At 62.0% G+C, this 25,795-nt stretch carries 20 protein-coding genes and 1 tRNA gene; 14 read left to right on the forward strand and 7 right to left on the reverse strand.

Annotated elements, in window-relative coordinates:
- The first annotated feature begins 107 nt into the window (after positions 1 to 107).
- The 4 genes from ACE2AA_RS11985 to ACE2AA_RS12000 are packed head-to-tail and all read left to right on the forward strand — an operon-like array spanning position 108 to position 6,599.
- Positions 108 to 2,951, forward strand: coding sequence for a DNA translocase FtsK 4TM domain-containing protein (locus ACE2AA_RS11985; RefSeq protein WP_395369923.1), 2,844 nt, complete (start codon positions 108 to 110; stop codon positions 2,949 to 2,951).
- Positions 2,948 to 3,706, forward strand: a complete 759-nt coding sequence (locus ACE2AA_RS11990; RefSeq protein WP_395369925.1) for an RluA family pseudouridine synthase — start codon at positions 2,948 to 2,950, stop codon at positions 3,704 to 3,706. Before ACE2AA_RS11985 ends, ACE2AA_RS11990 begins: the two co-directional genes overlap by 4 nt.
- Entirely contained in the window at positions 3,688 to 5,796 is a 2,109-nt protein-coding gene (locus tag ACE2AA_RS11995; RefSeq protein WP_395369926.1) for a hypothetical protein, read from the forward strand. Before ACE2AA_RS11990 ends, ACE2AA_RS11995 begins: the two co-directional genes overlap by 19 nt.
- 26 nt (positions 5,797 to 5,822) lie before the next feature.
- Positions 5,823 to 6,599: a histidine phosphatase family protein gene (locus ACE2AA_RS12000; protein WP_395369928.1), complete on the forward strand. Its 777-nt coding sequence runs from the start codon at positions 5,823 to 5,825 to the stop codon at positions 6,597 to 6,599.
- Positions 6,600 to 6,659: 60 nt separating this feature from the next.
- On the opposite strand, the gene ACE2AA_RS12005 is transcribed toward ACE2AA_RS12000, so the two are convergent.
- Positions 6,660 to 6,797 (reverse strand): hypothetical protein, encoded by a 138-nt coding sequence (locus tag ACE2AA_RS12005; protein ID WP_395369930.1) that lies wholly within the window; start codon positions 6,795 to 6,797, stop codon positions 6,660 to 6,662.
- Between the two features lie 229 nt (positions 6,798 to 7,026).
- Here ACE2AA_RS12005 and ACE2AA_RS12010 point away from each other — a divergent pair, with 229 nt between their 5' ends.
- From ACE2AA_RS12010 to ACE2AA_RS12025, 4 genes are all read left to right on the forward strand, one after another.
- Positions 7,027 to 7,500, forward strand: a complete 474-nt coding sequence (locus ACE2AA_RS12010; RefSeq protein ID WP_395369931.1) for a nucleoside deaminase — start codon at positions 7,027 to 7,029, stop codon at positions 7,498 to 7,500.
- A 120-nt stretch (positions 7,501 to 7,620) separates the two neighbouring features.
- Positions 7,621 to 9,192 carry a trypsin-like peptidase domain-containing protein gene (locus tag ACE2AA_RS12015; RefSeq protein ID WP_141261565.1) on the forward strand — a complete coding sequence of 524 codons (1,572 nt, stop codon included), beginning with the start codon at positions 7,621 to 7,623 and terminating at the stop codon, positions 9,190 to 9,192.
- A gap of 185 nt (positions 9,193 to 9,377) precedes the next feature.
- Positions 9,378 to 10,307: a bifunctional methylenetetrahydrofolate dehydrogenase/methenyltetrahydrofolate cyclohydrolase FolD gene (gene folD, locus ACE2AA_RS12020; protein ID WP_395369932.1), complete on the forward strand. Its 930-nt coding sequence runs from the start codon at positions 9,378 to 9,380 to the stop codon at positions 10,305 to 10,307.
- Positions 10,304 to 11,038 (forward strand): methylenetetrahydrofolate reductase, encoded by a 735-nt coding sequence (locus ACE2AA_RS12025; protein WP_395369933.1) that lies wholly within the window; start codon positions 10,304 to 10,306, stop codon positions 11,036 to 11,038. Before folD ends, ACE2AA_RS12025 begins: the two co-directional genes overlap by 4 nt.
- Positions 11,039 to 11,072: 34 nt before the next feature.
- Here the strand turns inward: ACE2AA_RS12025 and ACE2AA_RS12030 are convergent, their stop codons facing one another.
- The gene (locus ACE2AA_RS12030; RefSeq protein WP_141261567.1) at positions 11,073 to 11,648 is read right to left on the reverse strand and encodes an NUDIX hydrolase; all 576 of its coding nucleotides are present in this window, start codon (positions 11,646 to 11,648) and stop codon (positions 11,073 to 11,075) included.
- Positions 11,649 to 11,846: 198 nt separating this feature from the next.
- On the opposite strand from ACE2AA_RS12030, the gene ACE2AA_RS12035 reads away from it, so the two are divergent.
- The 4 genes from ACE2AA_RS12035 (at position 11,847) to ACE2AA_RS12050 (ending at position 14,784) form a co-directional block, all read left to right on the forward strand.
- Entirely contained in the window at positions 11,847 to 13,049 is a 1,203-nt protein-coding gene (locus tag ACE2AA_RS12035; RefSeq protein WP_395369936.1) for an MFS transporter, read from the forward strand.
- A 46-nt stretch (positions 13,050 to 13,095) separates the two neighbouring features.
- On the forward strand, positions 13,096 to 13,680 hold the full coding sequence (locus ACE2AA_RS12040) for a TIGR00730 family Rossman fold protein (protein ID WP_395369938.1): 585 nt from the start codon (positions 13,096 to 13,098) through the stop codon (positions 13,678 to 13,680).
- A gap of 56 nt (positions 13,681 to 13,736) precedes the next feature.
- A tRNA-Pro gene (locus tag ACE2AA_RS12045) sits at positions 13,737 to 13,813 on the forward strand.
- 182 nt (positions 13,814 to 13,995) lie between these two features.
- Entirely contained in the window at positions 13,996 to 14,784 is a 789-nt protein-coding gene (locus tag ACE2AA_RS12050; RefSeq protein ID WP_141261570.1) for a polyprenol monophosphomannose synthase, read from the forward strand.
- Positions 14,785 to 15,004: 220 nt separating this feature from the next.
- On the opposite strand, the gene treF is transcribed toward ACE2AA_RS12050, so the two are convergent.
- Positions 15,005 to 17,410, reverse strand: coding sequence for an alpha,alpha-trehalase TreF (gene treF, locus ACE2AA_RS12055; protein WP_395372205.1), 2,406 nt, complete (start codon positions 17,408 to 17,410; stop codon positions 15,005 to 15,007).
- Positions 17,411 to 18,151: 741 nt separating this feature from the next.
- On the opposite strand from treF, the gene tldD reads away from it, so the two are divergent.
- Entirely contained in the window at positions 18,152 to 19,612 is a 1,461-nt protein-coding gene (gene tldD / locus ACE2AA_RS12060) for a metalloprotease TldD (RefSeq protein ID WP_141261571.1), read from the forward strand.
- A gap of 84 nt (positions 19,613 to 19,696) precedes the next feature.
- On the opposite strand, the gene ACE2AA_RS12065 is transcribed toward tldD, so the two are convergent.
- The 3 genes from ACE2AA_RS12065 to ACE2AA_RS12075 are packed head-to-tail and all read right to left on the reverse strand — an operon-like array spanning position 19,697 to position 22,828.
- On the reverse strand, positions 19,697 to 20,443 hold the full coding sequence (locus ACE2AA_RS12065) for a pyridoxine 5'-phosphate synthase (RefSeq protein ID WP_141301738.1): 747 nt from the start codon (positions 20,441 to 20,443) through the stop codon (positions 19,697 to 19,699).
- The gene (gene pdxA / locus ACE2AA_RS12070; protein WP_395369941.1) at positions 20,440 to 21,429 is read right to left on the reverse strand and encodes a 4-hydroxythreonine-4-phosphate dehydrogenase PdxA; all 990 of its coding nucleotides are present in this window, start codon (positions 21,427 to 21,429) and stop codon (positions 20,440 to 20,442) included. The genes ACE2AA_RS12065 and pdxA overlap by 4 nt, the downstream gene beginning before the upstream one ends.
- On the reverse strand, positions 21,422 to 22,828 hold the full coding sequence (locus ACE2AA_RS12075; protein WP_141261574.1) for a M20/M25/M40 family metallo-hydrolase: 1,407 nt from the start codon (positions 22,826 to 22,828) through the stop codon (positions 21,422 to 21,424). Before ACE2AA_RS12075 ends, pdxA begins: the two co-directional genes overlap by 8 nt.
- Before the next feature lie 673 nt (positions 22,829 to 23,501).
- On the opposite strand from ACE2AA_RS12075, the gene ACE2AA_RS12080 reads away from it, so the two are divergent.
- Positions 23,502 to 25,088, forward strand: coding sequence for a glucosyltransferase domain-containing protein (locus tag ACE2AA_RS12080; protein WP_395369943.1), 1,587 nt, complete (start codon positions 23,502 to 23,504; stop codon positions 25,086 to 25,088).
- A gap of 280 nt (positions 25,089 to 25,368) precedes the next feature.
- On the opposite strand, the gene ACE2AA_RS12085 is transcribed toward ACE2AA_RS12080, so the two are convergent.
- A complete protein-coding gene (locus ACE2AA_RS12085) occupies positions 25,369 to 25,653 on the reverse strand; it encodes a hypothetical protein (protein WP_141261665.1) in 285 nt (94 codons plus the stop codon).
- Positions 25,654 to 25,795 lie beyond the last annotated feature (142 nt).

Genomic DNA, 25,795 nt, shown 5'->3' on the forward strand with positions numbered 1-25,795 from the left:
CCGTTTGACGGAAATGGCGGCCATGAAGTGAAATGGTCGCTTCCCGTGTGCGTTCGGTCCCGGCTGGTATGCCCATGCCGGGGTCTCTATGATCAGGATATGGATTTTTGGCGATTTTCAGCCGTTTTGTCCCTGACTCGCTGTCTTCTGACCCGGTGCGGTCGCGCCTGCGCGACCGGTTGACCGAAGCGGGGGGCCTGGGGTTGTGGAGTCTGGCGCTGTGTCTTGCCATTGCCTTGTGGAGTTATGATCCCCGCGATCCGTCGGCCAATACGTCCAGTGCGCAGCCGCCTGACAATCTGCTGGGGCGGCCTGGTGCGTACATGGCTGATTTCATGCTCCAGAATTTCGGGATCGTGGATGTCCTCGCCATTTTCTGCCTGCTGGCATGGGGATGGCGGCTGATCCGGCACCATGGCCTGGCATCGGCCCTACTGCGTATCATCGCACTGGTCTGCGCGCTACCGGTCATCGCGGCGGACATCGCTGCCGTGCCGCTGCTGCTACCGGCACTCCAGACCCCGCTATGGCCGACGCAGGCCGGGCCGGGCGGGGCTGTCGGCCTGTCAGTGGCGCACATGTCCATTCAGGCTGCCACGGTTTTCGTGGGGCGGGGCGGGCCGCCTGTTGTCTGGCTGCTGGGGCTGGTGCTGGGGGGGCTGCTGGTGCTGCTGGCCCTTGCCCTGTCCCTGTCCGAATGGCGGGGGATTGGGCGCGGGATCAGGATCCTGCTGCGTCAGCCCATGGTTCTGGCCATCTGGCTACGGCGGGTAACCGGGGAAAAGGCGCAGGCGCGGACCATGCCGGATCCGGCCCCGTATCCCGACCGCCCGCAGCGTACGACTCCGGCTGTTACGCCGTATTCCGGTGGAGGGGCCGCAGCACGGGATCCATCTCCCTTCCATGCGCCGCCTGTCGATACGGGCCAGAAAACGGGGACGGACCCTATACCGGCCACAGGGCGTGCAACACCCGGTACGGCCATGATGCCCATGGTCGACCCAAAGGCGGCCACACCGTCAGGGCAGAAGAACATGCCCGCACCCACCACAAAACCGGAGACTGCGCGTCCGGCACTGGGTGGTCGCAAGGTGGACGGCGGCAAACCCGCACAGGTTTCGCTACAGACCAGCTGGATGCACCCGCCGGGCATGGATGAGGAAATTACCCAGCCCCTGCTGATGGGCGGCCCCTCGCCGGTATCTGATCAGGTGCCGTGGCATGAGGATACGGACGCGCAGGATATCCAGCCCGTCATTGCATCCCCGCATGATGACCTGCCGACGGCGGCGAAGGAACCCGCGCGCCCGACACTGCTGTCACGCTTTTTCTCCGGCGCGGGGCGGGTGGCGGAGGAACCGGTGGCGAGCACACCGGATTATGCCCCCATAACGCCTGCAGTGCAGACGGACGATACCTATACGCCCCCGCCTCAGCCGGAATGGCAGTTTCCGCCGCTGTCGCTGCTCAGGCCGCCGCCATCGAACGAGGCCACCAAGCCGACCGAGGAACTGCTGCACGCCAATGCGACCCAGCTTGTCACCGTACTGTCGGAATACGGGGTGCAGGGTGAAATCGTCGCCTATCACGCAGGCCCGGTGGTAACCCTGTATGAACTCCAGCCCGCACCGGGCATCCGCGCGGCCCGTGTGATTGGCCTGGCCGATGATGTGGCGCGGTCCCTGTCGGTGCTCAGCGTGCGTATCGCAACCGTTCCGGGTCGCAACGTGATCGGGATCGAGGTGCCCAATACAAGACGCGAGACGGTCTATTTTTCCGAACTGCTCATGGACCCGCAATGGGCGCATGCGCGTGCGCGCCTCAACCTTGCGCTGGGCAAGGATATTGCGGGCGAGTCGGTTTACAGCGATCTCGCCGCCATGCCGCACCTGCTGATCGCGGGGACCACCGGGTCAGGCAAATCGGTGGGCGTTAACTCCATGATCCTGTCGCTGCTCTATCGCCTGTCGCCCGAGCAGTGCCGCCTGATCCTGATTGATCCCAAGATCCTTGAACTCTCGATCTATGAAGGCATTCCCCACCTCATGACGCCTGTGGTGACGGAACCTGCCAAGGCTGTTGCGGCACTTAAATGGGCCGTGCGGGAAATGGACCGTCGTTATCGCGGCATGGCGCACCTGCAGGTGCGTAACATCGCAAGCTATAACGAGCGCGTGGCCGAAGCGCGCGCGCGTGGTGAAATCGTGACCCGGCGCGTCCAGACCGGCTATGATCCCGAAACCGGCAAGCCCACGTTTGAAGAACAGCAGCTTGCCCTCGATTCCCTACCGTACCTCGTCATCGTGGTGGACGAGATGGCCGACCTCATGATCGTGGCGGGCAAGGAAATCGAAGCCCTTCTGCAGCGTCTGGCGCAGAAGGCACGCGCGGCAGGCATTCACCTGATTCTTGCCACCCAGCGTCCGTCGGTGGACGTGATTACCGGCACCATCAAGGCGAACTTTCCGACCCGTATTTCCTTTCAGGTCATAAGCAAGTTCGACAGCCGCACCATTCTGGGCGAGCAGGGGGCCGAACAGCTTCTGGGACGCGGAGACATGCTGTTCATGCAGGCAGGTGGCCGGATCACACGCGTACATGGCCCGTTCGTGGATGATAGCGAGGTCGAGGCCGTCGTCGCCTTCCTGCGCACGCAGGGTGAACCGATCTATGATGATGATGTCATTTCTCCACAGGAAGAAGACAGCTCCGGCAAACCTTTCGCGGCCCCCGCAGGTGGGGCAGAAGAAGATGGCCTGTTCGCGCAGGCGGTGGAGGTCGTGGCGCGTGAAGGCAAGGCGTCAACCTCCTTTATCCAGCGCCACCTGTCGATCGGCTATAACCGTGCGGCCAAGATCATAGAGCAGATGGAAAAGGAAGGCCTGGTCAGCGAGGCCAACCATGTTGGCCGCCGCGAAGTCCTGATGCGCCGGAATACGGAAGACGAATGAAGCCCCTCGCCATGCAGCGCGGGGCGGGGCAGGCGCCTGTCGCCCTGCCATTTACGGTCCTGTACCGCGATAACCGGCTTGTCGTGCTGGACAAGCCGCCGGGCCTGCCGGTCCATCCGAGTCGCGCCGGGGGGGCGAGTGTCGAGGACTGGTTTCCAGCCCTGTCACGACACCGCAACGGGCCGTGGCTTGCGCACCGGCTGGATCAGGATACGTCGGGCTGCCTGGTGATCGCCCTGCGCAAGCAGGCGCTGGTTGCGGTGCAGGCATGTTTTGCGGCGGGGCGGGCGCGCAAGACCTACTGGGCCATTGTGCAGGGCACGCCCGATGCCGCGCAGGGTGTGATTGATATGCCGCTTGCGCGGGTGGAACAGGGTGGACAGTGGCGGATGCAGCCAGTGAAAACCGGCGGCCAGCCCGCCCGGACGCGCTGGCACGTGCGGGCGACGGGGCGTGATGATGCGGGGATGCCCGTAAGCTGGCTGGAACTGGTTCTGGAAACCGGGCGCACCCATCAGGCCCGCGCGCATTGCGCTGCGATCGGGTGTCCCATACGGGGCGACACGCGCTATGGCGCACGCAACGCGGGGGCGCTACATCTCATGAGCCGGAGCATCCTTCTGCCACTGGATGTGCCCGTGCATGCCACGGCCATGCCACCGGAGCATATGCGCCGTATCATGGATCAGGCGGGCTGGACCGTGCCACCTGACAACGTGGAAAAGGAAGTGACACGGTGTTCGCCCACACATTGACGCAGGAACTGCTGCGCGTTCTGGAACGACCGGACCTGCGGGTGATTGCGGGTGAGCGGCAGATCACGCTGGACCCCATGCTGGACCTGCCGTTTCGGGTCCAGCACGACGGGGCCATTGTGCTGGGACTGCCTGCGCAGGGACAGCAGGAGGAAACGGCCTTTTTCCTGCGGCATGCGCTGGAACTGGCCCCGCTGCTGGAAATTGCGCCGCATAAAGCCCTGTGCGCGGCCTTCTGTGCCGCGCGTACGGCGGCCCTGTTCTGGTATCTTGATACCGGTCGGTCGGATATGGATGCACCGGCGGCATGGGTACCACAGATGGCGGTGGCGCAGGTACCCTCCGCCACGGCCCTGCGTCAGATATGGTCCGTCCTTGCGCCGTTGCAGCCTGCCGTATCGTTACCGGACGGATCGTGCCCCTTTGGTGCGCTGCATGACGCACTATGCGCCCTATGGTCCATGCTGGGACCGACCGAAAGCCTGATGGCCACGGGCGGCGATGCCCGTCTGGCCGTGGATCCGGTAACGGGGCTGAACCATTACGGCTGTTCGCACCGGCCCCGGCCATGGGCCATCACCTTTGCGTCCTCCACCGCGTCGTCGCTGTCCGAACGGGGTTTTGCGGGCGCGGAGACTGCGCGTCTGTCCCTGCTGGCCGGTGCATTGCACGGGCGGGGCGAGGATGCCGCGCGGACGCTGGACGGGGACATACAGGCCCGCATTGGCGCGCATTTCGGCCTTGAAGCGGGGGAAGGGGTCGTGCTGGCCCCATCGGGCACGGATTGTGAACTGTATGCGCTGGCGCTTGCGTGCCTTGCGCCCGGCGGGCGGGCGGTCAGCAATATCCTGCTCGCGCCGGAGGAAACCGGCAGCGGCGTACCGCTGGCCGCCATGGGGTGTCATTTCGCCAATGACACCGCCCTTGGCCATCCGGTGACACGCGGCGCGTCCATCGCGGGTTTCCCCACGGATACGCTGGTGGTGAATGTGCCGATGCGTGATGCGGCGGGTCATGTGCGCCCGGCTGCGGATGTCGATGCCGAGACCTGTCGCCTGACCCATGAAATGCGCGCGGCGGATCGACATGTGCTGCTGCACCGGCTGGATCTGTCCAAGACCGGACTGCTGGCGCCGGGACTGGCTGCACTGGAACAGGCCTGCGCGCCGGTTGGCAGGTCGGAAGATTGTCCCGATGTGGTGGTGGATGCGTGTCAGGCCCGGCTGGACCCGCTGCGGGTGCGGGATTATCTGGACCGGGGCTGGATGGTCATGGTCACAGGGTCCAAATTCTTTACCGGCCCGCCGTTCTGTGGGGCGCTGCTGCTGCCTGCGGCCGTGCGGCGCAGGCTGGATGGCCCGCGTCCCGTACCCGTGGGGCTGGGGGATTACAGCTACCGCCATGCATGGCCGCAGGGCGGGGCGGTGGCCGCGCTGCCTGCGGGGCATAATATCGGGCTGATCCTGCGCTGGTGCGCAGCACTGGCGGAAATGACCGCGATCAGCCGCATTCCGCGCGCGGTGATCCATGACCGGCTGCACGGTTTCCTGTCTGCTGTCACCGCCCGTATCATGGCGGACTCCGCGCTGGAAATCCTGCCCCCGGTGCGTCCCGATCGTGCGCCCATGGACAATGCATGGGACACCCTGCCGACCATCATCTGCTTTTTCGTGCGGACGCCGGGCAGTGACACGGAGACTTTCCATCCGCTGGCCCTGCCGGATGCGCGGCGGCTTTATGCCTGGCTCAACACCGACCTGTCCGGCCTGATCCCGCCCGATGATCCAGATGCGGCCATTGCCAGCGTGCTGTGTCATGTGGGCCAGCCCGTGCCGCTGGCGCATCCCGGCCTGCCCGGTGTGATCGTGGGGGCGCTGCGTATTTCCGCGGGCGCCCGGCTGGTCGCGGGGGAACCGTCGCATGAAGGCATGGACCCGACAGAACGTCTGCGGCGCGAAGTGCGTAATGTGGGTCGGATTCTCGACAAGATCAGCCTGATCCTGCGGCACTGGTCGCAGCTCAGCACGGCGGCACCGGTACAGACCTACCTGCCGCGTGGCTGGCAGGCGCGGGCCATTCTGCCTGCCTGAGTTTTCATGACCTACCCGTTCAATGGATGTCCAGCGTGAGCATACAGACCAACCACGGCAATTTCCTTGATACCCCCCAGCTGCAGAAAGGGGTGACCCGCTTCTGGCTGATCCGTCACGCATTGGTGGAACAGAACGCCCGCATGCGGCTGTATGGCGCGATGGATGTGCCCCTGTGTCCGGACAGCCTTGTGGCCCAGCGCTGGATGTATGAAGCCCTGGCGCGCCGTCTGCCACGCCCGGCATTATGGTTTACGTCCCCCCTGTCGCGCACACAGCAGACGGCGCGCGCCATCCAGCAGGCGGGCTACGGCCTGCATGACTGGCAGGTCGAGCCGGGTCTGACCGAACAGTCCATGGGCGAATGGCACGGCATTACACATGATACCCTGCCCGACAGGCTGAGCCTGCCTGCGCACCCGTTCTGGTCCGTCAGCGCGACCGAACTGCCGCCGGACGGCGAAAGCATGGTGCAGGTCTGTGCCCGTGTGGGTGCGTGTCTTGACCGTCTGGCGGCCGAACATGCCGGGCAGGACATGGTAGTGGTCAGCCATGGGGGTGCCATTCGCGCAGCACTGGCCCATGCATTGCGTATCCATGCGGAAACGGCGCTGCATTTTTCCATCCAGAACCTGGCGCTGAGCGTGATTGAACGCCTGCCGGAGGGATGGCGTATCGTCACCGTCAACGAACTGCCCATGCCCGTACCGGTTCGACCCGATCGGGAGGGCGAAACCTTGGCCCGGCCCGGATCTGATACGGCACAGCCTGCTATGGTCGCCCCTGATTTCAGGAGCTGTTGAGATTGTGGTACGTGGCCGCAATCCATGCTGGAGTGGTTCCCGGCATGGGAAAGCGGGTTGTCAGCGCAGGTCTGACCGCAGCATGCAGGTCAGGACACAGGTTTCGCTGACCTGCGTTGTTCTGTGGCGCAGGTCGTCCGAGGCGGCCATCCCCGCCACGATGGCGGCAGTGGCAAGAACAAGCGTGAGCGTATGCATCACCTTACTCCCAGTACGGTCACCCACACCCCGGATGGGTGCATGATCCGGGACGGGATCGGCCTGTTGCGGTCTGCCATGATGCCAGAGGGGGGCCTTCCCCGACTGTCACATGTGTGAAACGATAGTGTCAGGCTGTAGTTGTGCCAATCCACAAAAAAATGGGTGATCGTGGATATGCCGTGCAACAGGGGCGGCTGATCTTGCGGACAAGGGGGATTGCTATCGTATGCGCATGATACGTTCACGCCCCCTGTCGGCGTATTTCATGGATATCGCGATGGAAGAAGCCTGTGCCGCCGCAGACCGCGGGGAGGTCCCGGTGGGGGCCGCCCTGTCCGGGCCGGACGGGCAGCTGCTGGCGCGCGCGGGCAACCGGGTGGAGGAATGGAGCGATCCGTCCGCCCATGCGGAAATGCAGGTGATGCGGACAGCTGGCGTGCAGCGTGCCGGACAGCGTCTGGCGGACTGCACGCTGTATGTCACGCTGGAACCGTGTCCGATGTGCGCGGCCGCGGCCACGCATTTCCGGGTGGGAAAGATCGTATTCGGGGCCTATGACCCGAAGGGCGGTGGTGTCGAGCACGGCCCGCGCCTGTTCGCGCAGCCACGCTGCCTGCACCGCCCCGAAACCGTGGGCGGCGTGCGCGAACGTGAGGCCGGGCGGCTGCTACGGGATTTTTTCCAGCGCCTGCGTGCCTAACCTATTTGTCATGCAACGGTATAACACGGGTTGGCTGTCTTGCGGCACAATGCGGTCAATGGGACTGTAAGCCCCGGCGGTCGGTCCCGTCCGTCGTTTCGAGATTTCAGCAGGACAACCATGTTCAGGGATGCCATGTCAGACGTATTGCGGTCGAACACCCTTTCCCCCCGTCGGCGCCATAGCCGGATGCTGGCGGCACTTGTGGCCAGCACCGTAATGGGGGGATGCCTGCTCTCGGCACCCCTTGCGCGGGCGGAAGACAGCGGGGTGATCCACCCTGACACCCAGATCCAGCAGCTGCCGAATTTCGTCAACCTGGTCAAACAGGTCAAACCCGCCGTCGTATCCATCACGGCGCGGATCAAGGACGCGGATACGGGTGAGGATGGCGGGCAGGGTGGCATGCCCGGCGGTTTCCCGTTTCCCTTCCCCTTCCAGATGATGCCGCAGCAGGCCCATCATACGGTTGAGGCCCGTGGTTCGGGCTTTGTCATCTCACCCGACGGGTATGTCGTCACCAACAACCATGTGGTGAAGGGTGCGACCAAGGTTACCGTAACACTTGATGACGGCACGGCGCTGCCCGCCAAGATCGTTGGGCGTGATTCCAAGACGGATATCGCACTGCTCAAGGTCTCGCCGTCGGGCAAGCTGCGTTTCATCGAACTGGGGGATTCGGACAAGGTCGAACCGGGCGAATGGGTTGTTGCCGTGGGCAACCCCTATGGCCTTGGCGGTACGGTGACGGCGGGTATCGTCTCGGCCCGTGGCCGTGACATCGGTGATGGTCCGTATGATTCTTTCATTCAGGTCGATGCCCCGATCAACCGGGGCAACTCCGGCGGCCCGCTGTTCACGCAGGATGGCAAGGTCGTGGGCGTAAACACCGCCATCCTGTCGCCTTCTGGCGGGTCGATCGGGATCGGGTTCGCCATTCCGTCCGATACCGTGAAGAACATCGTCGACCAGCTTGAAAAGACCGGTCATGTCACCCGTGGTTACCTTGGCGTTACGGCGCAGGCGATCACGCCGTCCATGGCCAGTGCGCTGGGCATGAAGCCGTCGCCTTCCGGCGCGCCGGCGACTGGTGCGCTGGTGGCCAGCGTCAGTTCGGGTAGTCCTGCGGAGAAGGCGGGGCTGAAGGCGGGGGATGTCGTTACTGCCCTGAATGGCCAGGCCATCGACACGCCGCATACGCTTGCGGTCAAGGTGGCAGGCATCGTGCCCGGCACCAAAGCGACGATTGCCTATCTGCGCAACAACAAACCGCAGACCGCCAGTGTCCTGATTTCCAGCCTGGGCAAGGGAGGCACGGCCGATGGCACGGTTGGCGATACATCCCATGACGCGGACAAGGGGCCGAAGCTGGGTGTGACGCTGGCGCCCCTGACACCCGACCTGCGCCAGCAGCTCGGGCTGGAGGAAAACGTGCGCGGCGTGGTGGTCAGTGACGTGCAGGCCGGTTCCGCTGCCGAACAGGCCGGGATCCATGCGGGTGACGTCATCCAGTCCGTGGGCGAGGTACCGGTGGAAAACCCGCGCGCCACGGTTTCCGCCATCCGTCAGGCCCTGCAGGCCAATCATTCCGTCCTGCTGCGGGTCGTGCGCAACGGGCAGAGCGTTTTTGTGGCCGTCAGCCCCAACAGCGATGATTCCGACACGACCAGCACCGACGAAGACGACCAGTAACATCATTCTCCATCATTGGAGCGTGGCACAGGCCGGGGCAGTACTGCCCCGGCCTTTTTCGTGTGCAAAAAGCGAAAAAGCCGTTTTTTTACCGTATGGGCCAGAAAAAACGGCAGGTGATGATTGTCGCGCCATGGTTTCTTGCCTTATCTGCTGGCATCGCCATGTTCGTTTCCGGAGGGATGATGACCGGTCCAGCAGTATCCGATACGCAGGAACCTCCTGCCGCGCGCCTGATTGACGGCAAGGGCTTCGCGGCCCGCATGACGCAGGATATCGCGACCGATGTCAGCGCCTTCTATGACCGGCACCACATCACCCCCGGTCTTGCGGTGGTGCTGGTGGGCAATGATCCCGCCAGCGAGGTCTATGTGCGTAACAAGGCGCTGCAGACCCATCGCGCGGGTATGCGGTCGTTCATGCACATGCTGCCCGCCACGACATCGCAGAAGGAACTGCTGGGTCTGATCGAACGGCTGAATGTTGATCCCGAAATCCATGGCATCCTCGTGCAGCTGCCGCTGCCCAATGGGCTGGACCCGGTTGCGGTGACCAACGCGATCATTCCCGAAAAGGACGTGGACGGTCTGGGCGTGGTCAATGCCGGGCGGCTGGCGCTTGGGCTGCCGGGTATCATACCCTGTACGCCGCTGGGCTGCCTGCTACTGCTGCGCCATTATGTGGGCGACATGCGTGGCAAGGATGCGCTGGTGATCGGGGCATCCAACCTTGTCGGCCGCCCCATGGCGGAACTGCTGCTGCGTGAAGGCTGCACCGTAACCGTGGCCCATATTGATACGCGCGATACCGCGTCCCTTGCCCGGCAGGCGGATATCGTGGTGGTGGCGACGGGCGTGCGTGAACTGGTGCGTGGCGACTGGATCAAGCCGGGGGCCACGGTGATCGATGTCGGCATTTCCCGTGTTACGTTGCCCAATGGCAAGACACGACTGGTGGGCGATGTGAAGTTTGATGAAGCGGTCCGGCGCGCGGGCCTGATTACGCCCGTTCCTGGCGGGGTTGGCCCCATGACGATCGCCTGCCTGCTGCGCAACACCCTTGATGCGGCCCGCATGCTTGTGGAGGGCAAGGCGCGTTCTGGAGAAAATACATGACGCTGACGTCCGTTGAACTGATTCCGCGCGACCAAGAAACGCTGCTGCGTGATGCGGGGGATGTCAGCAGGCTGTTTCCCGATGCGCAGATGATCAACATTCCCGACCTGCTGCGTTTTCCCATGCGCAGCTGGGAGGCGGCTGCCCTGATCCGCCCGATTTTCCCCCGTGTTATCCCCCATATCCGCGCCATCGACATTGCGCCCAATGCGCCTCTGCCGGGTGCCGATGACCCGGGACTGCATGAGGTGCTGGTGGTCAAGGGCGACCCGCCGACGGACCTGAAGCACCGCACCTATCCCAACACCAGCGAGAGCGTGATTGCCCGCTACCGGCGTGAGGCCCCGCATCTTACGGTCTATGCCGCGTTCGATCCGTACCGCCGTGCGCCGTACAAGGAAATGGAATCCATCGTGCGCAAGAAGGAAGCGGGCGCGGCAGGGTTCTTCACCCAGCCCATTTTTGACATGCGCATGCTGGACCTGTGCATGAACTGGCTGCATGGGGAAAATGTGTTCTGGGGTATTTCCCCCGTGGTTGGCCCCAGATCGCGTTCGTACTGGGAAACGACGAACCACGTCATCTTTCCCCATGATTTCGAGCCGACACTGGACGCCAACATCGCATTCGCGCGCCAGATGATGGATGCGGTGGCGCAGGAAGGTGGCAATACCTATCTCATGCCGCTGCGCGTCAATCTGGAACGTTACCTGACGCCGCTCCGCCGTTAAAAACTGTTTGAAAACAGGCGGCGTCCCGGCCCGGTCAGATCCAGCCGCGCGTACGGATCAGGCCGAATGCCGCGATCGTGACCATGCAGGTGATCCGTCCGTCCACGATCATTGCTTCCATTTCCTTCAGCGTGACGATGTGGGTTGTAATGTCCTCCTCCGTCTCCTCACGCTGGTGCGGACCCTGCTGTAATCCGGTGGCAAGGTAGGCCCGGCCTTTCTGGGTGGTGTAACCCGCGCCCTGGTACATCAGGCCGGCATCGCGCATCTCTCCGGCGATCAGGCCGGTTTCTTCCCGCAGCTCGCCACGCGCCACGTCTTCAGGCGTGGCGTCGGGGCGGTGTTCCCACATGCCCATGGGCAGTTCCCACATCCGTTTGCCGATGGGATAGCGGTACTGGCGGATCAGTGTAACGCGGGGACCGTCCGGGCCATCCCATAGCGGCAGGACCACGACAAAATCCCCCCGTTCCACCACGCCATACAGTCCCTGTTTGCCGCCGGGGCGGATGATGATGTCCTCGCGTACTCGGGTCCATGGATTTTCATAGGCGGTGCGGGTGGAAACGGTTGTATAGCCACCAGCGTCCGGTTTGGGGGACTGCGTCATGATGTCTTGAATCCTTCCAGGTCACGGGTGCATGCATCCCGCACAGGGCAGTCGTGCGGGAACGAATGGCCATGGGTTGGTTTTTTCAGGTTTTTCCATAAGCCCTATGGTGCTTTTGCTCCACAGTGATTTTGTGAAGCGGACGGTATTGCTGGTATCCGCGTTTGATCGGGGCGCTTGTTTTTCATTACGGAGTTTATGCGTATCATGACCGGGCCGCAGGCTGCATCGGGGTCTCCTACACGGCGGATATTGCCCGTCGTGCTGTTCAACCTCCTGTGTTACATCGATATTGGCCTGCCGATGGCGGTCATCCCGGTCTTTGTGCATCAGGTATTGGGGTATAACACTGTCCTGGCCGGGCTGGCGGTATCCGTGCAGTACCTTGCCACCTTCGCCTCCCGCGCCGGGGCCGGGCGGCAGGCTGACCGGCGGGGGGCGAAGCCCACGGTGGTGGTTGGCCTTGCGGTGTGTACCCTGTCGGGGGCGGCGCTCATGCTGTCGGGGGTGTTGCTGCATTTCGCGGCCCTGTCCGTTGTCCTCCTGATCGCAAGCCGCATCCTGCTGGGGATCGGGGAAAGCTGGACGGCTACCGGCGCCATCATGTGGAACATCGGACGTGTCGGCGCGGCCCGCACGGCGCAGGTCATATCGTGGAATGGCGTGACGTCGTATGGCGGCATCGCCCTCGGCGCGCCCATCGGGCAGATCCTGTCGGGACTGCCGCTGCCATATGGCGGATTGACGGTGGTGGGGCTGCTGTCAGCGGGGCTGACCCTGTTCGGTTTCGTGCTGGCGCGGCAGTACGCCCCTGTGCCGCCCGTGCCCAGCAAGGCGCCGCCCATGCCGTTTCATGCCGTCTTCAGGCGTGTGCTGCCCCATGGAATGGTGCTGGCCTGTGGGTCTGTTGGATTCGGGACGATTTCGGCCTGCCTTGCGCTGTTCTACGCCCATAACAACTGGAGCGGGGCGGCAACCGCGCTGACCGGATTCGGCCTCTCGTTCGTGATGATGCGGTTCCTGTTTGCCCGGCAGATCGACCGTCGCGGCGGGCTGGTTGTTACATTTGTCTCGCTGCTGGTGGAAACGCTGGGACTGTGCGTGCTGTGGCAGTGTTCCTCGGTCGGGGGGGCGGCGTTGGGGGCCGCGCTGACTGGGGCGGGGTTCTCTCTCGTGTTTCCGGCCATGGGCGTGCTGGCGGTGGCGCGTGTGGGCCCGGAAAACCGGGGGGCGGCACTCGGGGCCTTTTCCGTGTTTCTGGATATTGCCGTGGGCCTGTCCGGCCCCCTGCTGGGGCTGGTGATCCAGACGATGGGATATGGTGCGCTGTTTCTTGTATCCGCCCTGTTTACGCTGGCGGGTGTGGGTGTAACCATGATGTTGAAATTCCTGCCACGCTGAATCGCGTAGCGGGCCGATAGAGTCCTGTGGGAGCTGAGCTGGATAGATGCAGATTTCATCCGTTGCCGTTTTTTGTGGATCGCGTTTCGGCTCCCGGCCGGAATACGCGGCGCAGTCGCGGGCGCTGGGTACGGCGCTGGGGCAGGCCGGGGTCAGGCTGGTCTATGGCGGGGGCCATGTCGGCCTGATGGGCACCGTGGCCGATGCGGTCCTGGCAGCGGGCGGGGCGGTGACCGGAATCATCCCCGCCTTCCTGCATTCGCGTGAGATCATGCATGAAGGTGTGACGGACCTGACCGTGACTGACAGCATGCATGACCGCAAGGCACGGATGTTCGCCCAGTCCGACGCCTTCGTGGTGATGCCCGGTGGGCTTGGCACCTTTGACGAGACGATCGAGATCATGACATGGCGGCAGCTGCGCCAGCATGACAAGCCGATTTATATCGTCAACGTTGCGGGCTGGGCCGATTCACTGCTGGCCCTGGTGGATGGCTGTATCGCGGATGGGTTTGCCTCCCCCTCGGCACGGAACCTGTTCGAGGTGGTGCCCGATGTCGCAACGCTGATGACAGCATTGGCGACCCTGTCGGTGCAGGCGGATGCACGTGACAGGGTCAGCACGCTGTAAATCTTTCATCTATACCCCTTGCCTTAAATGCAGCGGGCCTGTATAGCCGCCTGCAACGGAGTGTAGCTCAGCCTGGTAGAGCACTGTGTTCGGGACGCAGGGGCCGGAGGTTCGAATCCTCTCACTCCGACCAGTTTTGCAAGCCGGTTATTTTCGGATAACCGGCTTGTTTCCGTTTTGCGGTGTCCTTTCCGTCATGTTGCGGCAGCGCGGGAAATCCTTTATCCCCAACTTCCCAATGGATCACGATCTGGTTGGCTATATCTCTGGTCGTATGTCCGTCTGGTATGTGAACCCCGGGGACCTTGATTGATCATGCACGTTTCTTCCGCCTCATTGCAGCAGGACACGCACACCGGGTGCAGGGTCCGGCCGGGGCCGGTACTGAGCATCATCATCCCGTGCTATAATGAGCGCGGAAATGTCGAGCCCCTGTTCCACGCAGTGGAAAAAGCTGTAACTCACCATAGCTGGGAACTGATCTTCGTTGATGACAGTTCGCCCGACGGCACCATAGACGAAGTATGGCGTCTGGCGCAGGTGGACAGCCGTGTGCGCGGTATCCTGCGTGTAGGGCGGCGTGGCCTGTCATCTGCCGTGATCGAGGGGATCCTGTCTTCATCCGCCCCCGTGGTGGCGGTGATGGACGGGGACCTGCAGCATGATGAAAGACTGCTGGAACAGATGGTCAATGCCATCGAACTGCAGGGTTATGATATCGCGGTCGGCAGTCGTCATGTGGAAGGTGGCGACAATAGCGGTCTGGCCAATTCGTGGCGACTGTTCCTGTCCAATGCCGGGATACGCATTGCACAGTGCTTCCTGTCCGTGCGGGTGCGCGACCCGATGAGCGGCTTTTTTGCTGTCAGGCGCGATCTGGTTGTCAGATCCCTGCCGCATCTGTCAGGTATCGGGTTCAAGATCCTGCTGGATCTGCTGATGGCACAGCAGGCGGTACCCAAGGTGATTGAATTACCTTTTGTTTTCCGTTCACGGCATGAAGGCGAAAGCAAAATGGACAGGAAGGTGCTGATCCAGTTTGCCCAGATGATTTCGTATCATATGCTGAAAAAAAAGCTGACCGGGGTGAAGGCTTCTTCCTGATCCCGACATGACAGGGACGGTTGCACCGGACATGATCGGCTCACCTGCGGCCTGCAAATTTATAAGGAAGTTTTTTGGTGAAGCTTTTTTTTAAAGGCGGCACCCAGGAATTTTCATCAGATACACTCACCGTTCCTGTCATCTGATGGAAAAGGCACAACATCTGCTTCTTCACCCGGCAGGCAAAAAAAGAGGGAAGGCAGAAGCCTTCCCTCTTTTTTTATGATGGCGGCAAGGCGCTGTCATGGTCTGACGGCTTGGGGGCTGCCTGTCCCGTTTCCGGATGGGCCGCTGGGGATGCCGTGGCTGTCGGGGCCGGGTGGGCCTGTTGCGTTGGTGCCTCGGCAGCGGGGGTTGCCTGTGTCGTGGTTGTAGCAGGCTGCTGCGCGGTGGGTGTATCGGGCGTAGCAGGCGCATCCGATTCTGGTGCAGGCGTTGGTGCCGCGCCCTGTGGCGTGGTCGCCGCTTTGTCCGGCGTGCTGGCAGGCGCGGGCGTATCCGCATGCTGGTCCGTGCCGGGGGCTGCGGGCGATGAAGCCGGGGTGGCAGGCGGGGTTGCCATGGCTGGCGGATTTGCCACAGTCTGCGGTGCAGGTGCAGGTGCAGGTGCAGGTGCAGGTGCAGGTGCAGGTGCAGGTGCAGGTGCAGGTGCAGGTGCAGTGGTGGGCGGGATCTGTGTGGCTGAAGATGGCGCGCTGGCCCCCACGGTTGATATCTGCGGCAGGGCGGGGGTCGGGGCCACGGGGCGTGGGGTCAGGGTTACGGTGGGCTGGCTGTAACGGCTCAGCGCATCATCGTCGCTCTGCACGCCATAGGCATTCATGGGGGGCAGGGGCTGTGGTGATGGCTGGTCCGCTGCCGGGTTGCGGTCAAGCACGACACGGGTGTTCTGCGGATAGCGGTTCATAAGCCCCAGCAGCGTGCCGTTGGTCCAGCCAAACCCGATCTGCATAGGGTATTCGCCGCCACCCTTGCCGCCCTTGGGGCTGATGAACGGATTGACCACGTCATATTTTTCCAGCAGCACGCCGGATTTTTCATACGTGCCGATCACACGGCCCATCCAGCGGGCGGCGATATCGCTGGCCAGCGCGTCATATCCGTACTGGTTCAGCCCCTTGACCGCCATCCATTGCAGTGGCGCCCATCCGTTGGGGGAATCCCACTGCTGCCCGCTGCCGCTGCGTTCGGTGGCGATCAGACCACCAATCTTGAGCAGATTTTTACGCACGGTTTCGGATACGGCCTTGGCCTGCTCGGGTGTTGCCATCTGCATGAACAGGGGGACGACGGTGGCCCCTGACAGGATGGAGGTCGATTCCCCCTTCTTCCAGTCATAGTCGATGAAGGCAGCGCGGCGTTCATCCCACAGGATACGCTGCACCGCGTCGATGCGCTCCTGCGCCAGACGGTTGTAGCGGGCAGCCGCGTCCTTGTTGCCCTTCAGCTCATAGGCATGGGCCAGCGTCTGTTCCAGATGCGGGATCATGCAGTTCAGTTCGACCGTCAGCAGGTCGGTGGTGTGGATGGTGGACAGGGTATGTCCGTCTGCCAGCCAGCGTGACGAGAAATCCCATCCTGTTTCAGAACCGGCGCGCAGGTCGCGATAGACCTCTTCCTTCGGGCGGTCGGAATGGGCGGCGGTGGCGATATCCTGCGGATAGCTTTCATCACGCGGGGTATCCATGTCATCCCAGTGACGGTTCATGATCGTGCCATCGGGCAGGCGCACCACATGGCGGTACGCACCGCCGGGCGGGACGGAATCCTGCCCGTCCATCCAGTAATCGTATTCCGCCTGCAGTTCGGGCAGGAAGGTGGTGTAGGCCACCTGACCATCATGCATGGCCAGCAGGTCCACCATCAGCGAGAAGAACGGCACCTGCGACCGGCTGAGGTAATAGGTGCGGCTGCCATTGGGGATATGGCCGTACCGGTCGATCATTGACGCCATGTCGCGCACCATGTCGCGCATGAGGTCGATCTTCTGGTTTTCGTACAGCCCGATCATCGTGAAATAGCTGTCCCAGTAATACAGTTCACTGAAACGCCCACCGGGCACGACATAGGTATAGGGCAGGGGAAGCTGTGATGAATACGCCACCTGGATATCGGGCGGGCGGCTGAGGACTTCCCACATGCCATTGATGTAGTCGCGCACGTTTTCATCAGGACTGCGCTGGTAGGAAACCGTCTTGCGTTCGGGCAGGGTGAAATGCCGCGCCACGAAATCCTTGAGCGAGAAATCAGGCCGCAGCTTGGCAACGTTGTATTCCGCCATAAGGTCCGCCGGGGATTCGTCCGGCACGGCGTCAGCAGCTGTCTTGGCGTCAGTATAGATATGGGCTTCGCCAATCGCCTGGAACAGCCCGTCCAGCACGATCGAAGGAGGACGCAGGTCCTGCACCAGCGCGGCCGGTGCGGCCGCATCAGACAGCAGGGCATCGGCTGGCGGTACGGGACTGCTGCCGCTGGAAGCCGGACCATCCTTGTGTACGGTCTGGACCGGATTCGTACCCGGGCTGGATGGCGCGGTGTCGGCGTGATCTGAACTGCCCGCCGCTGGCATGCCCGCAGGGGCCGGAGGGGTTGCCGCGGGGGCAGGCGTGCTGTCGCCAGCAGGCATTGTCACGCCATCGGGCGCGGCGGGTGGGGGGGATGCCTGCGTGGCGGGGGCCGCGTCCGTCGGGCCGACCGGGGCCTTGCTGTCTCCGCCGGGGGCGACGGGTGCCGGGGATGCGTCACCTGTGCCTGCCTGTGCGGACGGGGACCGTGTCGCGGCATCCGGTGTCGTGGCGTGGGCGGGTGGCAGCATGTTTCCGCTTCCCGACAGGGGTTCAGGTGTTGGTACGGAATAGGTCTGGTCCGCCTGTCCCTGCGGCTGTGCTGATATGCCGGTGGCAGTCGCAGTGGAAGCCGGGGCGGCTGTTGTCCCATCCGTGCCCGTGGGGGGCGAGGAGGGGACAGCAGCGGGAGACGACGGCGTGGGGGCCACCTGTGATGTGGTCGGCGCTGTCTGGGCCAGGGCGGGTATCCCCGCGTAAAGAAGACTGGCCAGCAACAGCCCGGCCTGGCGGGGCGCGGACCGGGACAGACTAGAACCGCACAGGAGGGAAACTTTCACGAGACGCCATTTCTCCAAACAATGAAAACCTGATCTTTGCACAATGCCCTGCCTTGCGTCCCTACCACAAAGGGAAACCGTCCAGATGGAGGGAAGTTCATTTTCACGCATGGTACCTGTCATGAAGAGAGACCAGCTTTTCCCCAGTGGGCAAAACCGGTTATGCTGCCTGCCCTCCCGGCCCGCGCGGCCCGAGCGTTCATGTCTTTTCATTCCTGTTCCGCCAACCGGAGTCACCGTTTCATGCCCTTATCCCTTCAGGGTCTTTCCCCGCTGGCTGCAACCGATGCCCTGTTTTTCGAACGGGCGGGCGCGCGCCTTGGCCGCCCCGATGCCGAACGCCTGGTGCGCCACGCGCTGGAGGGAATGGATGATGGCGAGCTTTTTCTGGAATATCGTGAAAGCGAGGGGATTTCGCTGGATGAAGGGGTGATCCGGTCCGCCACCTTCGATACCTCGTCCGGATTCGGCCTGCGCGCCGTGCTGGAGGCGGAAACCGGTTTCGCCCATTCCGATGACATAAGTGAAAGTGCGATCCGCCGGGCCGGGGAAACCGTCAGCCAGATCAGGGCGGGCCGTTCGGGCACACTGGCCATAGGCCCGCGTTCGACCAATCACCGTCTGTACCCCGACATCAACCCGCTGGAAGAAGGGGCCTTTGCCGCGCGCGCGGCCATGCTGTCGGAACTCGATGCCTATGCCCGCGCGCGCGACCCGCGCGTGGTACAGGTCATGGCGTCCATTTCCGCTGAATGGCAGGCGGTCCAGATCGTCCGCCCCGATGGGCAGCGCATGGCCGATATCCGTCCGCTGGTGCGCATGAACGTATCGGTGGTGGTGGAACAGGACGGGCGGCGTGAAAGTGGTGGCCACGGTCTGGGTGGCCGCTATTCCTATACCCGCCTGCTGTCGCCGCAGGTGTGGCAGGGTGCGGTGGACGAGGCCCTGCGCATGGCGCTGGTCAATCTTGATGCCCGCCCCGCACCTGCGGGGGAAATGGAAGTGGTGCTGGGGGCCGGCTGGCCCGGTATCCTGCTGCATGAAGCGGTGGGCCATGGACTGGAAGGCGATTTCAATCGCAAGGGCACGTCCGCCTTCGCGGGTCTTATGGGCAAGCGGGTGGCGGCCCCCGGCGTGACGGTGGTGGATGATGGCACCCTGCCCGAACGCCGGGGCAGCCTGACCATTGATGATGAAGGCACGCCCACCGGCCGCACCGTAATGATCGAGGACGGCATCCTGACCGGCTATCTGCAGGACCGCCTCAACGCCCGCCTTATGGGGGTCGCCCCCACGGGTAACGGGCGGCGGCAGTCCTATGCCCATGCGCCCATGCCGCGCATGACCAACACCATCATGCTGGGGGGTGACGCCACGACCGATGACATGATCCGCAGCACGAAGCGCGGGCTGTATGCGGTCAATTTCGGTGGTGGGCAGGTCGACATCACATCGGGCAAATTCGTGTTTGCCGCATCCGAAGCCTACATGATCGAGGACGGGAAGATCACCACCCCCGTGCGCGGTGCTACCCTGATCGGCAATGGTGCGGACGCCATGACCAAGGTGACCATGATTGGGGGCGAACCCGCCCTTGACCCCGGTATCGGCACCTGTGGCAAGTCCGGGCAGGGCGTGCCGGTGGGCGTGGGCCAGCCGACCCTGAAAATGACCGGCCTGACCGTGGGCGGCACAGGAGGTTAATAAATAAAGGCTTTTGGGTGCCGCCTTTTTCACGAAAGGCGGCGTTTCCTGAAGCTTTTTCAAAAGCTTCACCAAAAACGTCTTTTACTTTCGTGCGGCGGCGATCACATCCTTCATGTGGCGGATTACGGCAGGCAGCCCATCAAAAATTGCCTGCCCGATCAGGAAATGCCCGATATTCAGTTCCATGACCTGTGGCAGCGCGGCAATCGGAGGCACGTTGTCATAGGTCAGCCCATGGCCCGCATGGACTTCCAGCCCGCATCGCGCGGCGTGTTCCGCGCCTGCCGTCAGGCGGCCCAGTTCCACCGCGCGCGCTGTCGCATCCATGGCGTCGGCATACGCACCCGTATGCAGTTCCACCACGGCTGCCCCCAGCTTCGCCGCGGCCTCGATCTGTGCGGCATCCGGGTCAATGAACAGCGAGACACGAATCCCCGCATCCCGCATGCGGGCAATGCGGGGGGCAAGGCTTTCGGTCTGCCCACGCACATCCAGCCCGCCTTCGGTCGTGACTTCCTGCCGCCGTTCGGGCACCAGGCAGCACGCATGCGGGCGCAGGCGGATGGCGATAGCGGTCATTTCCTCCGTCGCGGCCATTTCCATGTTCAGCGGGACCGACAGGTCCGCGCGCAGACGTTCAAGGTCGGCATCGCGGATATGACGACGGTCCTCGCGCAGGTGGGCGGTAATGCCGTCGGCGCCTGACGCCTGCGCCAGCAGCGCCCCCTTCACCGGGTCGGGATGTGCACCACCCCGTGCGTTCCGTACGGTGGCGATATGATCGATATTGACACCCAGCCGGATGGGCGCGGGAAGGGATGTAATCATGACCTGTTCCTGTGTTCGGCCATCTGCATGGCCATGCGCAGTGCTGCGACAAGGCTGGACGGATCGGCCACGCCCCGTCCCGCAATGTCGAAGGCTGTGCCGTGATCGGGCGATGTGCGGATGATGGGTAGCCCCAGCGTGGTGTTGACCCCCTGCGTCATGTCGATGGTCTTGAGCGGGATCAGCGCCTGGTCATGGTACATGCACATCGCCACGTCATAGCGTGCCCGCGCGGCAGGGGTGAACATGGTGTCGGGCGGCCATGGCCCGCTGATATCCATGCCATCGGCGCGCAGGGTGGCGATGGCGGGGGCAATGATGGTCTGTTCTTCCGTGCCCATGCTGCCGTCCTCGCCCGCATGGGGGTTCAGCCCGGCAATGGCAATGCGCGGTGCCGCAATGCCGAAGTCACGCTGTAGGGCCGCATGGGTGGTGCGGGTGGCGGCGATGATGACACTGGTATCCAGTTCATCCAGTGCGCGGCGCAGGCTGACATGGATGGTAATGGGCACGACCCGCAGTTCCGGGCAGGCCAGCATCATCACCTCGCGCCCCGACACTTTGCACAGGGCCGCAAGGTATTCGGTATGGCCGGGATAGGGGAAACCTGCTTTTTTCAGCACGATCTTGCTGATCGGGTTGGTCACCACGCCTGCGGCCTGTCCATTGCGGGCCAGTTCCACCGCGCGCGCGATGGAGGTGGTGATGGCGGGGGCATTGGTACTGTCCGGCCGGCCTGCATGGACAGGCGCCTGCAGCCCGACCGGCAGTACCGGCACGGCATGGGCGAAGACATCACCCGCCTGCGCAATGGTGGTGATTTCGCGAACCGGCACATCATGCCGTCCGATCAGCCCCGCATCACCCAGCACCGCGAACGGTGTCGCGTCCTGCCGCATGGCCCGCCATGCACCTGCTGTGATTTCCGGCCCGATTCCCGCCGGGTCCCCCATGGTCAGGGCAAGGGGCAGGCTGACATCAGGCATCAGTCGTGCCCATGGCGTGCAGGATGCGGATCCATGACCGGATGCCCTTATGGAAGGACGTCAGGTCATATTTTTCGTTGGGTGAATGCACACGGTCGTCATCCAGCGCGAAGCCCACCAGCAGGGCGGACATGCCCAGGATACGCTGCATGTCGGCGGCCACCGGGATCGACCCGCCACAGCCGATGGTGACGGCAGGTGTGCCCCATTCCGCTCCCAGCGCCCCCAGCGTGGGCTGCAGGCCAAAGGTGTCATCGGGCACGACACTGGCGACCGATCCGCCACAGGGCGTGAAGGTGACAGTGCAGTCCGGCGGTAACCGGTCACGCACATGGGCGCAGAAGGTCTGGCGGATACGCACCGGGTCCTGTCCTGCCACCAGCCGGAACGACACCTTTGCCATGGCGTCACCCGGCAGCACGGTCTTGAACCCTTCGCCGGTGTAGCCGCTGGAAATGCCGTTGATCTCGAAACTGGGGCGGCACCATGTCTGCTCGATGGCGGTGTACCCCTTTTCCCCGGCAGGCTGCGACAGCCCGACATCGCCAAGGAAGGCTGCGTCATCCGGGGCGATTTCACGCCAGCGCGCGCGCAGTGCTTCCGGCGGGTCCTGCACGCCCATATAGAAACCGGGCAGGGTAACGCGGCCTGTAGCGTCATCGCGGATGGAAGACAGGACCTGGCACAGCACTTCCGCCGGGTTGCGCGCGGCATTGCCGTAAATGCCCGAATGCAGGTCGCGGCTTGCACAGCGCAGGTGGATTTCCTCTCCTACCATGCCGCGCAGCGTGGTGGTGATGGCGGGCACGCCGGGCAGCATGGCGGTATCGCAGATCAGCCCGACATCGGCACGCAGTTCTTCCCGGTGTGCTTCCATGAAAGGCAGCAGGCTGGGGCCGCCGCATTCTTCCTCGCCTTCGATCAGGAGCGAGATACGCACCGGCATCTGCCCTGCCGTGGCGCGGATGGCGCGCAGGGCCTCGATAAAGGTCATGACCTGACCCTTGTCATCCGACGCGCCGCGTGCGGTGATCTGCCTGCGCCCGTCCTGTCCTGTCACCAGCGCGGGTTCGAACGGGTCGCTGGCCCACAGTTCCAGCGGATCAACGGGCTGCACGTCGTAATGGCCATAGAACAGCACATGCGGGCCTGCGGGTGGTGTGCGGTCATGTGCCACCAGAATGGGGTGGCCGGGGGTTTCGTGCAGTGTCACGTCAAAGCCGAGACGGTCGAGTTCACCGTGCAGCCACTGCGCCGCCTGCCTGCAATCCGCCGCGTGTTCAGGCTGGGTGGATATGCTGGGAATACGCAGGAACGCGAACAGCCGCGCAAGGGCGTCATCAAGCGTGCGGTCCGCCTGTTCCAGCACAGGTGCGAGGGATGCGGGTAAATCAGTCATGAACTTTCCATTTTTGCAGCACGCGTCAGGCAGCCCGAATGGGACGGGGTGCGATTTTGCCTGTTATGGGGGCAAAAGCAACATATCTCCGTATCAGGGCTGCCTGACAATGTGCGCGGGTCATGGCAGCACGGGACGGAGGCCGGGCAGAGGCATGAACAGTCGTGCTTGTTTGGGAATAATATATTGATAAATAAAACTTTTTAAGTGCTGCCTTTTTTCAGATAAAGTGGCGATCCCTGAAGCTTTTCAAAAAAGCTTCATCCTCACAGGCAGGTTTTTCAAACAGTCTCCTGCTTCCGGCGATCAATGGAACGGGAAACGCGAAGACGGCAAAGGACTGGCCAATCGCCATGGTCTGTATTGTAGGGCAGTATATTGAAAATACATAAAGTATAATTTAAAAATTGTGACTTGAAGGCAAAAATAAATAATCTATCCAAGTTACGTAATCAAGATAAGGTTTTAATTGTTCCTGATGGAAACTAAAAGTATAAATTTGTATATTTTCATGAATATCTGTTGATTAATGGCATAAATTTATTTCTATAAATCCGCCTGCCCCTTCTTCCGTGAATATTGAGACCGTGTCATGTTTATTTCCAAAGAAACCCCACGAAACACTGCCATATCTTCATTTTTTCTGTGCAGGCAGGAATTCTACACGCGTGCGATGCTGTTTTTCCTGGTGTTTATTTTATTCACCTATCCCATAATTCATGCCAACGTCTATTATGCGGATGATACGCTGCATGCACTCAGCAACATACATTGGGAACGTGACGGTCGGGTATTGGGGCAGTTGCTGCTGCTGTTTATGGGAAGATTCGCAACGATAGATTACGCGCCCCTGCCACAGATCATTGGCCTGCCATTTATTGCAGCGGCACTTGCAGCGTTTAGCATAAGGTGGGGATATAACAGGATATCTTCTATAATATGCCTGTCTTTTATCGTATGTAATCCATTTTTTCTTGAAAATATCTCTTACAGATTTGATGGCATGATTATGGAATGTGCCGTTGCCTGCGCCATCATGCCATTCGCACTTCCGTTTTTCCTGCCGGAACATAGCCGGAAATCCCTGATGCCGTGGCAGTTGCTGGCGCTTTTTTCGTGCCTGAATTTATATCAGCCTGCCTTGAATGTATATTTGTGCCTGTGCTGCCTGACCGCCATCCTGTCTTTGCTTGAAAAGAAAAAAGCCGGACAGGTTGCAAATATGCTTATCGCAAACGCCATTACTCTCTCCCTGGCCCTGTTGATATATAAACTGGAAACATTAATACTGCCCGGCGGGGACGATTATGCGGATGCACATAAACAAACCGTTCATTCCATCAGCCAGATTTTTGGAAATATTCCAGGCTTTTTCCAGACGATTGCTCCGGCCCTGATCAAAGGCCCGCAGAGTATCATTTTTTCGGTCATCATCGTATCGGGCTGTATTACACTTGTATTCCGTGCCGTGCGTATGCTGTGCACGGGCAGCCTGACACCCGCAGCCGGTGGCCTTATGGCATTCTGCCTTGTGGCCCTGCCTTTCTGCATTCCGGGCATACTGCTCCTGCTTGGCTGTCCCATCCATTCCCATCGGGTCATGATCGGGTTTGGTTCAGCGGCCGCGTGTTTCATTACCTTCCTGCTTGGTGTGGCGCCTTCCTTCAGGTGGCGTGCAACCTGTCTTGCATGCATTCTTGCAGGCTATGGGCTGTGGTCTGAAATCACCCTGTCGGCAGCCTATGCGAATGCCCTTTCGGCGCAGTCGCGTTTTCGCGACCAGATGGCGCAATCCATGGTCGATGATGCGGTTCAGCTGGCACGTGAGGCAGGCCGGCCGGAAGGCGCATCTTTCTGGTGGGGTACGCGTGGGGATGAACCAGTCGCGCCTCTGGCCCTGTATATCCTGCGCAAATACGAGATTCTTACGGATATCGTTCTTGTGTCTTACGTTCCGCCTCTGCCTGCGCCATGGATGATGCACGACATCATGCTGACTCATGGCCTGCCCGCCAATGTCCTTTCAACGGGCGATATGCCCGACAGGGGAAAGTCGATGTGGAAAGCGCAGCAGGCCGACCTGCAGCATTGTGCCATCAACGGCAGTCGGGAACATGGCCCGTTTATTACCTACCGGATCGGGAATTCCATTATCGTGGATTACGACAAGCGCTGCGTTTTACATGGCAACGGATATGAGCGCGTTCCGTCGCCCCGGCAAAACGTGTTCCATGGCAGAATGGTGGAATCCAGCAGGTAGCATGCCCGATAGCTTCCCCTCTGACCATTCATGGTATCCGTCCTGATCGGGGAACGCCATGCAGGACTGCATCAAGCGGTAAAAAACCGTTTTTAAAATAACCTGTTGATAAAAAATAACAAAATTTTGGGATGCTGTCCTGTTTTAAAAAGGAGGCGTTCCCTGAAGCTTTTTGGGAAAAACTTCTTTTAATTTTTCGGTGCTGTCATGAACTGACTTTCTCAAGCAGTTTCTTAAGCAGATGCGCGAAACTGCCCTGGTTTCCACGACTGATGGATGGTCAGCACCCGCCATGCAGGAAGCCCAGTGCGGGCAGGGGACGCCATGCACGTGGCAGGTCCGCGCGGCGATAGGGGCGGATGCTGTAATGTGGCGCCGCGATTTCATTGCGTTCCAGGAAATTGCGGTAGGCGGCCACCTGCTGGCTGCGCCATTCACAGTCCGCTTCGGCACTGGCGCGTGTGGGATAGATGCTGGCGATTCGCGTGTTGCCCCCGGTGCGGGCAACCACCGCCCAGGATTCATCACGTCGTGCCGTGGTCCGGAAAACAACAACCTTGCCCATTGTTTTGCCCCTGTCCCGGTGGCCTGTTGCGTGTCATGGCCTGTTACCCGCAGGCAACCATGCCTGTTGCGTGCAATCAAGCTTCACGCCGGATGAATTGATTTTCTTGCAGCCCCCTGTTCTTGGCGGTAGGGAACAAGGA

Source organism: Komagataeibacter diospyri (assembly GCF_043995075.1).
In the GTDB taxonomy this organism is placed as follows: Bacteria; Pseudomonadota; Alphaproteobacteria; order Acetobacterales; family Acetobacteraceae; genus Komagataeibacter; species Komagataeibacter diospyri.

Coding starts and splice junctions, on each gene's coding strand:
- ACE2AA_RS11990 (WP_395369925.1), top strand. CDS start 2,948: ATGAAGCCCCTCGCCATGCAGCGCGGGGCGGGGCAGGCGCCTGTCGCC.
- ACE2AA_RS12000 (WP_395369928.1), top strand. CDS start 5,823: ATGTCCAGCGTGAGCATACAGACCAACCACGGCAATTTCCTTGATACC.
- ACE2AA_RS12005 (WP_395369930.1), bottom strand. CDS start 6,797: ATGCATACGCTCACGCTTGTTCTTGCCACTGCCGCCATCGTGGCGGGG.
- ACE2AA_RS12010 (WP_395369931.1), top strand. CDS start 7,027: ATGCGCATGATACGTTCACGCCCCCTGTCGGCGTATTTCATGGATATC.
- ACE2AA_RS12015 (WP_141261565.1), top strand. CDS start 7,621: ATGTTCAGGGATGCCATGTCAGACGTATTGCGGTCGAACACCCTTTCC.
- folD (WP_395369932.1), top strand. CDS start 9,378: ATGACCGGTCCAGCAGTATCCGATACGCAGGAACCTCCTGCCGCGCGC.
- ACE2AA_RS12025 (WP_395369933.1), top strand. CDS start 10,304: ATGACGCTGACGTCCGTTGAACTGATTCCGCGCGACCAAGAAACGCTG.
- ACE2AA_RS12030 (WP_141261567.1), bottom strand. CDS start 11,648: ATGACGCAGTCCCCCAAACCGGACGCTGGTGGCTATACAACCGTTTCC.
- ACE2AA_RS12035 (WP_395369936.1), top strand. CDS start 11,847: ATGCGTATCATGACCGGGCCGCAGGCTGCATCGGGGTCTCCTACACGG.
- ACE2AA_RS12040 (WP_395369938.1), top strand. CDS start 13,096: ATGCAGATTTCATCCGTTGCCGTTTTTTGTGGATCGCGTTTCGGCTCC.
- ACE2AA_RS12050 (WP_141261570.1), top strand. CDS start 13,996: ATGCACGTTTCTTCCGCCTCATTGCAGCAGGACACGCACACCGGGTGC.
- treF (WP_395372205.1), bottom strand. CDS start 17,410: ATGCCTGCTGGCGACAGCACGCCTGCCCCCGCGGCAACCCCTCCGGCC.
- tldD (WP_141261571.1), top strand. CDS start 18,152: ATGCCCTTATCCCTTCAGGGTCTTTCCCCGCTGGCTGCAACCGATGCC.
- ACE2AA_RS12065 (WP_141301738.1), bottom strand. CDS start 20,443: ATGATTACATCCCTTCCCGCGCCCATCCGGCTGGGTGTCAATATCGAT.
- pdxA (WP_395369941.1), bottom strand. CDS start 21,429: ATGCCTGATGTCAGCCTGCCCCTTGCCCTGACCATGGGGGACCCGGCG.
- ACE2AA_RS12075 (WP_141261574.1), bottom strand. CDS start 22,828: ATGACTGATTTACCCGCATCCCTCGCACCTGTGCTGGAACAGGCGGAC.
- ACE2AA_RS12080 (WP_395369943.1), top strand. CDS start 23,502: ATGCTGTTTTTCCTGGTGTTTATTTTATTCACCTATCCCATAATTCAT.
- ACE2AA_RS12085 (WP_141261665.1), bottom strand. CDS start 25,653: ATGGGCAAGGTTGTTGTTTTCCGGACCACGGCACGACGTGATGAATCC.